Annotated in this window: 7 protein-coding genes; 2 read left to right on the top strand and 5 right to left on the bottom strand. The window is 63.4% G+C overall.

Annotated elements, in window-relative coordinates:
• Positions 1-28: 28 nt before the first annotated feature.
• Entirely contained in the window at positions 29-6,523 is a 6,495-nt protein-coding gene (locus NSND_RS13070; RefSeq protein ID WP_080879418.1) for a two-partner secretion domain-containing protein, read from the bottom strand.
• Positions 6,523-8,064: a ShlB/FhaC/HecB family hemolysin secretion/activation protein gene (locus NSND_RS13065; protein WP_159450776.1), complete on the bottom strand. Its 1,542-nt coding sequence runs from the start codon at positions 8,062-8,064 to the stop codon at positions 6,523-6,525. Before NSND_RS13065 ends, NSND_RS13070 begins: the two co-directional genes overlap by 1 nt.
• Before the next feature lie 481 nt (positions 8,065-8,545).
• Here NSND_RS13065 and pyrE point away from each other — a divergent pair, with 481 nt between their 5' ends.
• The gene (gene pyrE, locus NSND_RS13060; RefSeq protein ID WP_159450775.1) at positions 8,546-9,121 is read left to right on the top strand and encodes an orotate phosphoribosyltransferase; all 576 of its coding nucleotides are present in this window, start codon (positions 8,546-8,548) and stop codon (positions 9,119-9,121) included.
• Position 9,122: 1 nt separating this feature from the next.
• Here the strand turns inward: pyrE and NSND_RS13055 are convergent, their stop codons facing one another.
• Positions 9,123-9,434, bottom strand: a complete 312-nt coding sequence (locus NSND_RS13055) for a hypothetical protein (RefSeq protein WP_080879415.1) — start codon at positions 9,432-9,434, stop codon at positions 9,123-9,125.
• A gap of 59 nt (positions 9,435-9,493) precedes the next feature.
• Between NSND_RS13055 and NSND_RS13050 the strand changes: the two genes are divergently transcribed.
• Positions 9,494-9,919 (top strand): rhodanese-like domain-containing protein, encoded by a 426-nt coding sequence (locus NSND_RS13050; RefSeq protein ID WP_080879414.1) that lies wholly within the window; start codon positions 9,494-9,496, stop codon positions 9,917-9,919.
• An 11-nt stretch (positions 9,920-9,930) separates the two neighbouring features.
• Here the strand turns inward: NSND_RS13050 and NSND_RS13045 are convergent, their stop codons facing one another.
• Both NSND_RS13045 and NSND_RS13040 read right to left on the bottom strand, forming a co-directional pair.
• Positions 9,931-10,857, bottom strand: coding sequence for a phosphodiester glycosidase family protein (locus tag NSND_RS13045; protein ID WP_080879413.1), 927 nt, complete (start codon positions 10,855-10,857; stop codon positions 9,931-9,933).
• Between the two features lie 131 nt (positions 10,858-10,988).
• Positions 10,989-12,626, bottom strand: coding sequence for a response regulator (locus NSND_RS13040; RefSeq protein WP_080879412.1), 1,638 nt, complete (start codon positions 12,624-12,626; stop codon positions 10,989-10,991).
• Positions 12,627-12,638: the final 12 nt, after the last annotated feature.

The raw sequence follows: 12,638 nt of genomic DNA, 5'->3' as shown, positions 1-12,638 counted from the left end.
GCCGGACCGTCAGGCGGTGAATCACCGATCAGTACGCGGTTGCGTCTTCGGTGCCGGAGGGTGGCGTGAGGATTGTGGCTTCGGGTGCGCAGGCGCCGGTCGGGGTGCAAGGAGGGATTTCGCGGGCCACGTGGTCTTCGTCCATGAAGACATCTATGCGCGATCCCTCGACCACATCTTCCGGGAGATAGGTTGAGAGAATGCTGTACCACAGGGGGTTGGATGCGTGGCGCATATACCAGGGGATGGCGGACGCCACGTTGAATGAGGGAATCGTACTGAACCGGCATGCATTGAAACAGACAAGGCCGGGGGGGACATTCAGCATGGTGAGCGCCTGGCCGGGTAACACGGTGCCGTTCAGAAAGGCCGAGATGCCGAAACGGGCTGCCGTCGCATGAATGCCGAGGGTGCCGGCGCTCACATGCACGGTGATCGGCGCGGCTTGCGTGCCGACCACTCCGTTGAACGCCCGCAGAGACGAGTTCGCGCCTGCGATGATGTTCATACCCGAACCGGCTGCGCTCAACACTGATCCGCCGCTCGACATCACATTCACTCTAGTACCGGTGTGCAAGGATCCCAAGGTGATATCCGCTCCTGCGGCATAGGCGATGGCGCCGGTATCGCTGGTGGACGTGGCGGTGGGCGCCATGGTGAGTGGGCCGCTGGGCGCAGTGACCGTGATCGTGTGGGCGCCGGTCACCGAAAGGTGGGCCAGCTGGGTCACCGAGTTCGCGCCGGTCAGGGTCAGGTTGCCGCCACTAGACGTCAGCGCGCCCCCGATCGTCAGATTGCCGGCATCGGCATGCATGTTCCCGGTGATGGTTGATGTGGCGAGCCTGAGCGCATTCGTGTCCCTGAGCGAGGCGTGGTTGCCGCCGGTGATGCTGACGCTGTTGAAGTCGTTTCCGGCATCGATCAAGGTGATGTCATAGGAACCGGTGGCGAGGGTGGCGGCGCCGCGCACGGTCGATGCTCCGCTTTGGGTGAGTGTGCCGTTGGTGGTGATGTCCAGGGTGCCGTTGACGGTTGAGGCGCCGAGCACCAGCGCATCGCTGTCCGTCAGGGCGACGTGGTTCGCGCTTGTGACGTCGAGGCGCGAGAAATTATTCCCGGCCTGTGTGAGTGTGATGTCGCCCGATCCCGCCGCGAGTGTCGTTCTGCCGGTGACGGTGAGAGCCCCGCTCTGGGTGATGGCGCCGCTCGTGGTGAGATCGAAGTTGCCCGGGATACTGGATGTGCCGAGAATGACGTCGCTCGCATCGGTGTATTGTACGTGGTCGGACGTAGTGGCCGAGAATGTCGTCACCTCGTTTGCGTTGTCCGTCAGCGTGAAAGGACCGCTGCCTTGAAGTCTCAAGCTTGAGCCGAGAATCCGCTGGGTTTGCGTGACTGCGCCCCCGCTCTGGAGAGTGATGGCGCCGCCCGCGCTCACACCTGCGACGGCAGGATGGAACCCGTCTGCGGTGGCTGTCGCTCCGCCGATCGTGAATCCGTTGTTGTTCGTGAAGGTCAGGTCGCCTGCCGCCGTCCGAGCCGCCAGTGTGACCACGTCATTGAGGGGCTGTGCCAACGTGATCCCGCTCGCGGCGGAGAGCCCGGCGGTCTCCGCGATGAGGGTTCCTGCCGTTTGCGAAATCGCCCCCGTTGTCGTCAACCGCAAGGTTCCGGTACCAAGCGTCAGGTCCTGCCCAATGGTGATGCCGCCGGTTCCGCCGGTGACTCCGAGGGGCTGATTCCCGCTCACATAGGGGGCGTTTTCAAAGGTGACCGATCCCGTTCCACCGTTGACGATCTGGAGCGAGCTCGGGGCTGTCGCCACGCCGGTGACGAAGATGTTGCCGCGGTGGGTAGCGCGGCCTATGGTAAAGCTGCCGGCCGTCAGACTTCCGAACAGGGATCCGTAATACACCGTGGTCACCCGCGCCGTATTCACATCGCCGAACTCGATGGTGTTCGTCAGGGTAGTCGGCGACAGCGTGAACGTGCCTGTTCCCGCGTCGATATTCGCTCCGTTGGGATTAAAGCTGTTCGTCAGGAATCTGATGGGGCCGTTCCCGGTCGTGGCAACCGTCTTTCCGCTTGTGAGCGAAAGAGTCGGTGCGTCGACCGTCAGGCCGGCTCCAGCCAGGGTATTGGTCGCGTGTTCCGCAAACGTGATGGCCCCGCCGGTGGAGGTGGCTGTTGTGAGCTGGTTCATGGTCACGGCATCATTGTAGGTCTGGTTGCCGGATGTGGTGACCGCTCCGCCGTTGAGGGCGGTGGTGCCGCCGGGGTCGGTGGTCAGGCTCGTGAGCGCTGTGGTCGTTCCGACCGAACCGCCGAAGGTGGTCGTGCCGGTCGTGTTGACGGCCAGAGCCCGCGCTCCGTTGACGGTGCTGTTGAACGTGATGGCCTGGTTGCCGGAGCTTGTCAATGTGGTGTTTCCGGCCAGTGTGACCGCGTCGCCGAATGTTTGCGCACCGGTGGTACTGAACGCGCCGGTGAGGCTGGTCGTCCCTTCATTGCCGCTCACGAACTGATTGATGCCGGTAAAGGCGGCCCCGTTGATGACGGTCGTCCCACTGAAGTTCAGCGTGAGATCAAACCCTCCGCCTGTGAGGGTCGAGCCGAAGGTCGGGGTGGTGCCGGTCATCGTCGAATGGGCGAGCAGCGTGAGCGGGTCGTTGTAGGTCTGAGCGCCGGTCGTGGTGACGTGGCCGCCGACTCTGACGCTTCCCGGCGCATCTGTGGCGAGAGAGGTCAGCGCGAATGTCTCCCCGACTGCTCCGGTGAAGGTTGTGATGCCGTTTGTATTGACGGCGAGTGTGCGGTTGGATCCGGATGAATCGACGGTATGCCCGAATGTCACGTGGCCTCCGGTGCCGGCACCTGCGCTGCCTCCGCCGGCAGCGATGGTCGTGGCGGCTGAGAGCAGCGATGCGTCGGCCACGGAGATGTCCCCACCCGTCCCCGCGGTCCCGCTGCCGATCCGGTTGCCTCCTGTTGTCGTCACTGTCTGATGAGTGATCGTGGGTGTTGCACCGCCTGCATCGAGCGAGACCGATCCACCGTTGCCGCCGTCGGCGTTTCCGGCGAGCGCATGGCCGCCGCTGGCCGAGATGGTTCCGACTCTGACATGGCCTCCTGTCGAGGTGACGCTGAGGGTGCCGCCTGCGCCGCCGGGCTGATCGGCCCCGTTGCCGTTGCTGCCGCTGGCCGTGAGGGTGGTTGCGGTGAGCGTGTCGGCACTCGCCAGGGTGAGGGCGCCGGCGAGGCGTCCGGCCGTCCCGGCCAGCGCGGTACCCCCGGAGGTGGTGACGGTGGTCAGGGTGGTGGCGCCCGTGGTGGACGTGATGGCGACGGTGCCGCCCGCGCCGTTGCTGCCGCCGGTCGTCGTGAGCGGCCCCGAAGTGACGGCGGTGCCCGTCAGGGTGATCGAGCCGGCGCCGCCGCCCGTCCCGGTGCCCGTGGCCGCGCCGGTGGATGCTGTCACCCCGGCCGTGGTGGTGACGGTCCCGGTGCCGGTGACGGCGACGACGCCCGCCTGGCCCCCGGCCTGATCGGTCCCGACCGCCGCGCCCCCGCTGGCCGTGATCAGGCCAGTGATCGTGCGGTTGACGCCGGTGATGGTGACATCGCCGCCGGCGGCCCCGGCATGAGTCCCGCTGGTCACGGCCGCCCCGCCGGTCGTCGTGATCGTACTCGTCACCGTGACGTGGCCCATCGAGTCCAACACGACGGCGCCGCCGGCGCCCTGAGTGCCGCCGCTGGTGTTGATCGCGCCGGTTTGGAGCGTCGCCCCGGCCGTCGCGTTGGTTTGCGTGACGGACACCGTCCCGGCCGTGCCGGCGAGCCCGGCGCCGCTGGCGTTGCCGGTCCGGCTGGTCAAGGCCCCGGTGGTGACGTTGCCGGTGGTGGACGAGGTATTGGTGACCGTGAGGGCGCCGGCCTGCCCCCCGGCCGCGTTGCCGGTCCCGGCGTTGCCGCCGCTGGCGGTCAGCGCCCCGGCCGAGGTGGTCACCGTGCCGGCCGAGGTGATCGAGAGGGCGCCGGCCTGGCCGCCGGGTTGATCGGCGCCGTTGCCATTACTGCCGGAAGTCGTGAGGGCGCCGGTCGTGGTGACGGTGCGTCCGGTGATCGTGAGATCCCCGCCGGCGCGTCCGGCTGTGCCGACCAGAGCCGTGCCGCCGGTGGTTTGGATGGTCGCGGCGGTCGCAAACTGGACGCCGCTTTGTGAGGACAGGGTGACGGTACCCCCGTCGCCGTTGGAGCCGCCGACGGTGCTGATGGCGCCGGTTTGCAAGAAGGCGCCGGCGGCCGCATTGTGCTGGGTGATGGTGACGGTGCCGCCGGGGCCGCTGGCACTGGCGCCGCTGGCGTTGCCGGTGCGTGCGGTGAGGGCGCCGACGGTGAGGTTGCCTGCGGTGCTGTTGGTGACGGTGAGGCTTCCGGCCTGTCCTCCGGCGGCGGTGCCGGGGCCGGCGTTGCCGCCGCTGGCGGTCAGGGCGCCGGTCGTGACTCCGTTGGTCGAGGTGATGTTGAGGGTGCCGCCTGCGCCGCCGGGCTGATCGGCCCCGTTGCCGTTGCTGCCGCTGGCCGTGAGGGTGCCGGTGGTGACTCCGGCGCCTGTGATCGCCACCGTGCCGCCGGTTCGCCCGCTGGTGTCGACGCCTGCGGTTCCGCCGTTGGCTGTGACGGCCCCCCGTAGATTGACGGCTCCGGTCGCGTTGATCGTGATGTGGCCCGCGTCTCCGCTCGCCAGTCCGGTCGTGGTGAGCGTTCCGGCTGTGCCGCTGGTGATGCCGTCGCCGGAAATCTCAATACCGCCGAGTCGGGCTGAGATCGCGGCGTTGAGGGCGACGTTGCCGCCTCCGATTCCATCCTGGTCTCCGATCAGGCGGAGGATGCCCAATCCGGTGGAGGAGAGTCCGGCATTGACGGTGATCGTGTTGTGGGCGCGCAGATCGAGGGAGTTGGCGCTGGACCAGGTCACGGCATTTGAGACTGTGATATTGCCGGCGCTCGCGAAGGGGCTCGTCGTGTCGACGATTACGTTGTTGGTTGCGAGGGCGGTTTGCAGCGTGGTCACGTTCAGCGTCGATGTGGCGGTCGTGCCCGTGAATGTCGGAGCGGCGCTGATATTGGCGTTGGCCGCTGACGAGATGGTGATGTTGCTCGGGTCCAACAGGAGCGTTCCCGTGTGCCCCGCCGGTGCGGTTGTGTCCACGCGGCCGGTGAAATCAAGAGCCTGCTTGCCTGAGACTTCCACGAAGCCGCCGTGGCCCCCTGAGGCTCCGCCTTGTGCCGAAATGGTTCCGGCGTACTGAGTGTGGCCGTCTGCCCAGACAATGACTGTTCCGCCGGTGCCTTGTGTGAGGGCGTCTGCCGAGATGGATGCACGGTCGGCGACGAGAGTTGTGGTCGCGGTCGGTTCTGTGCCCCGTCCCTGGAACTGCCCGCCGATCAGCGCGGTGCCTCCACCCCCGTCACCGGAGACATCGATGCGCGCTGTCGGTGTTAACGTGACCGATTCGCCGAGCAGGGACACCCGTCCGCCTGTTTGGCCGGAGGCAGGCCCGGAGGCGTCGATGGTTCCCGCCAGTGTGACCTGACCGCTGTCCCCTCCGTCGAGTCGCACGATTCCATCCTCGTGTGTGAGGCTGCGGGCGCGTATCACTCCACTCTGGTTGACGACGGAGGAGAAAATATCGCCGGCCGCGCTGGCTTGCAGAATGACCTGTCCGCCGTCCGCATGAATGGTCCCGCTGTTCTTTACCGCCGAGCCTGAGGCGGTTCCGTCGATACCCGTGACCTGTTCGAGGACTTTGCCGGTGAGCGCATAGTTGATGAGACCGTCGCCCATAAGATCGACCGTCAGTTGCTGTCCGGATCCCAATACGGTCGTGCCCAGATTGGCGACGATGATGCCTTCGTTGGAGACGGCAGGTGCTGCAAGGATGACAAAGCCGTGTTCGGAGACCTGTAGCGTGCCCTGGTTGACGACGGTCTTCAGCCCCTTCAACGGATCTTGGGCAAAGAGGTAACGCCCGGCCATGAATTCTTCATCGCGCGTGTGCAAGGTTGACGCGAGGAGGCCGCCGACGTTGAGCTGCGCGCCGGCGCCGAAGAGGATGCCATTGGGGTTGAGGAGGAAGATGCGCCCGTTGGCCTGCAGTCGGCCAAAAATGACGGAGGGATCTCCTCCGATCACCCGGTTGAGCGCAATGGAGTCGGCCGATGGTTGTCTGAAATGCACCGCTTCATCGGCCGCGATGGAGAAGCTTTTCCAATTCAGAATGGCCTTGTCGGTGGTTTGTTGGATGGTGATCGATTTTGATGTGGATTGAAGGGTCGCGCCACCTCCCGCGACCCGGCCGTCTGTGGGGAGGGCGAGGGTGAGGGAGGGAATCAGTAGTTGGACTGCGGCGAGCAACCCGCAGAGGATGCGATGTCTCCGCAGCGATGGCTTGCTGAAGGCAAATGAAGCGGGGCCCGTTTTCGGCGCCCGTGCCGTCTTATGAATGGGTGAATCGTACATCAGAACCTGGTCGCCGCCTGGAGATACATCGTCGGGCTACGGTCCCCGGCAATGGTTCCCCCGCTCGGTTTTGGACCAACCGGAAACCCCAGGTCTGCTCGCAGGTGTATCGAATAGTACGGGAGTTCAGTCTGCAGGCCGACACCGGCTCCGCTCAGACTGCTGTATCTCCGCTCTCCCGGTTGAGGGTTTCGCAGGTGACCGGCGCCGTGATCGAAGAACAGCGCGGCCTGCGTCGAGGGGAGCATGGAGGGCAGGAGCGGGATCCGTGTTTCAGCGGTTACCGCGTAGCCCTCGTCTACGAATCGTTCCCCGAGTTGATAGCCCCGGACCGAATCCGGCCCGCCCAGTAACATCTGTTCGATGACGACCATGGGGCCGCTCGTGATCTGTCCGGTTCCTTTGAGGATCAACAGCGCGTCGTGACCCAGGCTCTGAATACGCCCCACGGCGAGCGTGCCTTTGAGGAACCGATTGTCGGCACCCGGCCTGGTGCTGATGGCCGCGTGATCGTCCATTCCGCCCAGGATTTCGCCCAAGCCATGAAAACCGTAGGCCGACAGATAGGTCCGGCCGTAGAGGTCCACTCGATCGTAGTTCATTCCGAGCTTGGCCATTCTGACGGTGTCATGACCGGTGAGCGCGCCGTTGATGAACAGTCGATTATCTTTGGCGGCGAATCCGGTATCGAGTACGAGGGATTGCCAGCGCGTTTTCACCACCGGATGTGTGATCGACAGGTCGTAGGTGTGTATTTTCCCGCGAATCTTGAGAGCGGCCAGCTCGGCGCCCACGTCGAACCGGCCTGTGGATCCTGAAAGCACCACCTTCGTGCCGTGCACGCCCACCGGCAGGGCGTACCCGCCGGTGATAAATTGCAGCCGTTCGGGATGGTCCCCCACGATTCCGTTGAATGTCAGAATGGCCCCTTCTCTCAGCGCGTTGCCGACCTCAATGCCGGCTCCGAACCGGTTTCTCGAAATGTTGTTGAAGCCGTAGTTGTTGTAATCGAGCGTGGCGTGAATCGGCCGCTTGTCCTCAACGCTGGCCTGTACATTGGTGCTGCCCGTGAATTCCCCCGGTTCGAGCGCCGCGGAGACCTTGAGGTCCGGATAGTCGTTCAGCAACAACAGGGCTCGCTCCAGGTCGGTGTTCCGGATCACCCGCGCTTCCATCACGCCGGCGAATCCGCTGCGAATGAATTCCGTCGAGTAGAACCGGTTCCCGGAGACCGAGATGTCGCCGAGACGGCCTTCGAGCACGCTGATCTCGACCATCCCGAACCGAATGCGCTGCTGGGGAATGTACGCGCTTGCGAGGGTATACCCCCGCTGTTTGTAGAGGTCGGCGACGGCGGCGCCGATGCGTTCGAGATCGGGGAGGGTCAGTGCCTGTTCGACATAGGGCTGCGTGAGGGCTTCGAGCTCGGCTTGGGAGATCACGGTGTTCCCGCTGAATGAAAAGCCCTTCACGAGCACAGCAGCGGGAGCATTCGGTTGCTCGGCTGCGTGCGTCGTGGGGATCGTCCATAAGCAGGTCACGATCAGGAAATCCCGGCCGAGTCGCGAAAGAAGTCGACACATCGTGTGGCGCATCTGCCCTTGCTTCACTTTGCCGTCGGGCTATGTCAGAATGCCCCGACATCAAGCCCGTCATATGGTTCACCGCGAGGCGGTAGTGTGTTGAAGTGGTTGCTGCTTGTGAGCGTGATCGGGATGTGGTCAGGCTGCGCGAGCCCTTCGGACCACTCCGCTGAGTCAAGCCCTCGGCCGGCTGCCGGTGAAGCGGGGCCTCCTCCCGCGATCGAACACACAGCCCCACCGAAGCGGCCGACTACCACGTGCCCGTCTGCGATGAGAGGATCCTGCTAGGTGTCTGTCGCGCAGGGACGGCTCTATTGAGTAGGGCCATTTGATCGTACCCTGAAGGGTGGGCGAGGTCCAACTATATTCATGTTTTCGTGACGTTGAACTCATTAGATGTGGATACGTAAGATTTCATTACCGCATGGAAAGAACGGTTATGCTGCACGATGATCTGATCGCCGCGTTTCACAAGACTCAGTCGTTCAAGTGGGATCCGAAGGGCGGCTTCAAACTCGCCTCGGGTCTGACGAGCCCGTTTTATGTCGATTGCCGGACCTTGATGGCCTTTCCTCACGCGCGTCACTTGATGGCGCAACGGGCGTGGGAAGTGACCAAGGGGCTCGACATCGATTGTCTGGGAGGGTTGGAGATCGGAGCGATCTCGATTGCGACGACGATTTCAGACTTTGCTTATTTGGCGACGCCTCGTCGGGAGTGGCGGACATTTTTTGTCCGGAAGCAGCCGAAGGACCATGGGTTGGGCAGATTGGTTGAAGGTGTCGTGCAGGCGGGAGATCGGGCCCTCATCGTCGATGATGTGTTAACCAGCGGGGGGTCCGTGCTGAAGGCCATCGCGGCCGCGCGAGAGGCGGGGTTGAAGGTGACCGATGCAGTGGTCATCGTCGATCGGAAAGAGCAGGACGGCCGTGCCCGCGTGGAGGCCACCGGAGTGAAGGTCGTGAGCCTCCTGACGATCGATGATCTCATGCAGGGGCGCGACATTTCTTCCTAGCTCATTTGCACTGGAACTGAATGCCCCAACGGCGTTCCTCGACGATATCGTTCGAGCCCGCGATGGGACTGGCTTGGCGCAGCCGTCCCTTTGTTTCCCCTTCGCGCACCGTCGCCCATCCCCCTGGGCATTTCTGCTCCATGAGCCGCACGGCTTCTTTCCGGAAGGACGAGAGTAAGTTGCCCTGTTCGGCGCGATAGGGGTAGACGACCACGCCGCCGTCGTCGACTTCTTTGACCATGATGGCCCCTTCCCCGCATCCGGAGGCACCCAGGAGCAAGGAAACGGCAACCACTCTTGACCAGCTTTTCATAAGGCTCCTATCATAGGACGTTCGTCAACCTTCCCGGTATGAACAAAGGAGCGGCGACCATGAGATATCTGAGTGGTCTTCTCTGCGTGGGCGTGCTGTGCGGTCTCCTCCTGGAGTGGCCGCAGCCCACCTTCGCGTATCATTCCTATACCTTGACGGTTCAGCAACTGCGAGCCGGTCTGCTCAAGGCACCATCGACCGGGGCGAAGGGGTTCCTGTTGGTCGATGTGCGTTCGCCCGAGGAGCATGCGTCCGGCATGATTCCGGGGACCGATCGAAATATCGACTTTCGCGAGATGAAGACGCGGCATCGGGAGCTCGGCGCGGCCTTGACCGACCATATCGTCGTGTATTGCCAGTCCGGCCATCGCAGCAACATTGCCGCCGAGACGTTGGCCGATTTGGGCTATACGCACGTCTACAATGTCGTGGGCAGCATGAATGCCTGGACTGAGGCCGGCTTTCCCGTCTCGCCTGGACGGTAGATCGGCGTTGGTCATCGGCTGTGTGATGATGTTGAGGCATCCGGAGCGGGCATGGTGCGCGGGTGCGTCCGGGGGCTGATGCCGATGACAGTCGGCAGCGGAATGTGCACGCCAATATTGCCCGTCAGGAGTGATCGCCAGGTGGCTTGCGATGTGGTTTCCTGGGCGGCATGGAGAAGATCCGGGCTGGCGATCACATCCGAAGAGGCGCCTCCGTCCATAGCCATGGCCTGTTGGATCGACGGGATCTGTCGGTGGAGACAGTCGGCGAGGTGGTGAAGCGAGACGACATCCACCGTTTTGATCACAAGAATTGCGCCTTCCCCTTCTTCGGCAACCACGGTTTGAAACGCCCGTTTCCCGCTGTCCCGGACCCGGAGTTTTCCCGTCCGGTCGAACAGCATCAGCGATTGTGCGGCCTCCCGGTAGGGTGGGGCTTCTTCTGTAAATCCGTCGAAGGCAAGGTCCAGCACACGGGCCTTCCGGAGCCTGCCGTCGGTCGGTTCCGCCGCGAATAGTCCCTGCCATGAGTGATGTTTTTTCGTGCCGAGTGACCGCCCTTCTTTCAATAAGACACCCAAGTACGAGTAGTCCTCTCGAAACAAGCCCGCATTAAATAAGACGTACGCATCGGTCCGTTGCTGCCAGTCGTGGATCGAGAGCGGGGCACGGAGACCTTCATCGCGATACTGATAGATGGAGAACCGGAACCGTTCCGGGTCGATGTGCAGCATGAGCAGGGACGGGACGTGGGGGCAGGCTTCGATGGGGCTCCAGAGCGCCACCTGCATGCCTGTGGTCAAGCGCTCCCATGGCACCCCGGCGGGAGGCGCAGCATCGGCTTGGAGTCCGCTACTGAGGTAGAGCGTGAGCAGGCACCCGCACAGGAGCTTCAGCCGGCGAACGGATCGTCGGTCTTTCAGGCAGCGGCCACGCATGACGAACGTCTCTCCTTCCTCCCGTCGACCTCTGTGAGTGTGCATTTCCGGTCTCGCGCGACCTCAGTATAAAAAGGATGCGCAAAAGGGTCAAATTTCCGGTGGTGTCTGCGGTGTGCGCAGGCGCGGCGTCAGGAGGCTCGTGCGGTGCGCGGTGCTTGGTCGGGGGGAAAGTGGTGTGGTGCGCTCCCCGTCGCGGGAGCGGAGGAATCGAGCAACGCGCGTACCGTGCGCAAGAGGAGGTCGGGGGTGAAAGGCTTTTGGAGGAACGTCGTTCGATGCGGGTCCATGCCGCTGTTCACGGAGATATCGTCCAAATAGCCCGACATGAACAGCACCCTGAGGTTCGGCTTGATGACGGACAGATGTTGTGCCAGTTCGCGACCGTTCATCCCCGGCATGACCACATCGGTGAGCAGAAGGTCCACATGGTAACTCTGCTGTGTGGCCGTGAGACAGGCCTCGACGCCATTCTTGGCCTCGATTACCTGATAGCCGGTTTTGACCAGCTCGTGACGGACCAGGTTGCGCACCCCGCTATCGTCCTCGACGAGAAGAATGGTTTCCGATCCCTGGCGCAGGCGGCCTTGCGGCGCGGTGGCATCCGCAGTAGTGGCTTGCGGGTTGACGCGCGGGAAATACAGGTCAAAGGTGGTGCCATGCCCGACCTGACTCCACACATCGATCCCGCCTCCGCAGGTCGTCACGATGCCGAAGACCGTCGACAGCCCCAGTCCGGTACCCTTGTGTTCTTCCTTCGTTGTAAAAAACGGTTCGAATAGATGGGCGAGCACGTCGGCATTCATGCCGCATCCGGTATCGGTGACAGTGAGTTTCACATACTGTCCCAATGGCAGCGGGTGGAGATGATGCATCGGGGTCCGTGCCAGTTCCGTTTGCGAGGTTTCGATCGCCAGCAGGCCGCCGTTGGGCATGGCATCCCGGGCATTCACGACCAGATTCATGAGGACCTGTTCCAGTTGTCCGGGGTCTGCCTTCACATGGCCGTTAAAAGGATCAGGGCGGATCACGAGTTGGATGTCTTCACCGATGAGTCGCCGGAGCATGCTTTCTACATTGCCGACGACCGAATTCAAGGGCAGGATTTTCGGTTCCAACGGCTGTTTCCGGCTGAAGGCCATGAGTTGGCGAATCAAGCTCGCGGCTCGCTCCCCGGCCTTTTGCATCTCTTCGATCTTGGCGCGGATGGGATTGCCTGAGGGCAGTTCTCCCAAGAGCACCTGGCTGTGTCCCATGATGACCGTCAACAGATTGTTGAAATCATGGGCAAGTCCTCCGGCGAGACGTCCGACGGCTTCCATCTTCTGGGCCTGACGAAACTGCTTTTCGCTCACCCGCAGGGCGTCCTCCGCCCGTCTCCGTTCCAGCCGCTCGTCGAGTTCCCGCAAGGTTCGTTTGATGGAGGGAACGAGGCGCCCCAGGCGCTGCTTGGAAATGTAATCGGTGGCGCCGTGCTGCATCATGTCGATGGCAAACTCTTCTCCCTGTGTATCGGAGACAAACAGAAACGGCACGTCGGGATGCAGGGTGCGCGCGAGGGAGAGGGCGGTGGCTCCGTCGAAGCCGGGGACGGCGGTATCAGCAAGGACGAGACTGAACCCCTCCTGGCGAAGTGCGGCCAGAAATTCCTCACGTGTCTGCGCCTGTTTCAGCTGGCATAGAATGCCGGCGTCCCGGAGGGTCGTGGCAATCAGCGCCGCGTCGGCGGGGTTGCTCTCAAGATGGATGAAGCGCAACGGCTGAGTCATCGTGTGTATCGG

It is taken from the genome of Nitrospira sp. ND1, assembly GCF_900170025.1.
Lineage (GTDB): Bacteria > Nitrospirota > Nitrospiria > Nitrospirales > Nitrospiraceae > Nitrospira_A.
Note: the sequence above shows the minus strand (reverse complement) of the source record. Positions and strands in the feature narration are given on the sequence as shown.

What these genes read in the sequence shown, in the direction of transcription:
- pyrE (WP_159450775.1), top strand. Translation starts at nt 8,546, where the DNA reads ATGCTGCACGATGATCTGATCGCCGCGTTTCACAAGACTCAGTCGTTC.
- NSND_RS13045 (WP_080879413.1), bottom strand. Translation starts at nt 10,857, where the DNA reads ATGCGTGGCCGCTGCCTGAAAGACCGACGATCCGTTCGCCGGCTGAAG.
- NSND_RS13055 (WP_080879415.1), bottom strand. Translation starts at nt 9,434, where the DNA reads ATGAAAAGCTGGTCAAGAGTGGTTGCCGTTTCCTTGCTCCTGGGTGCC.
- NSND_RS13050 (WP_080879414.1), top strand. Translation starts at nt 9,494, where the DNA reads ATGAGATATCTGAGTGGTCTTCTCTGCGTGGGCGTGCTGTGCGGTCTC.
- NSND_RS13070 (WP_080879418.1), bottom strand. Translation starts at nt 6,523, where the DNA reads ATGTACGATTCACCCATTCATAAGACGGCACGGGCGCCGAAAACGGGC.
- NSND_RS13040 (WP_080879412.1), bottom strand. Translation starts at nt 12,626, where the DNA reads ATGACTCAGCCGTTGCGCTTCATCCATCTTGAGAGCAACCCCGCCGAC.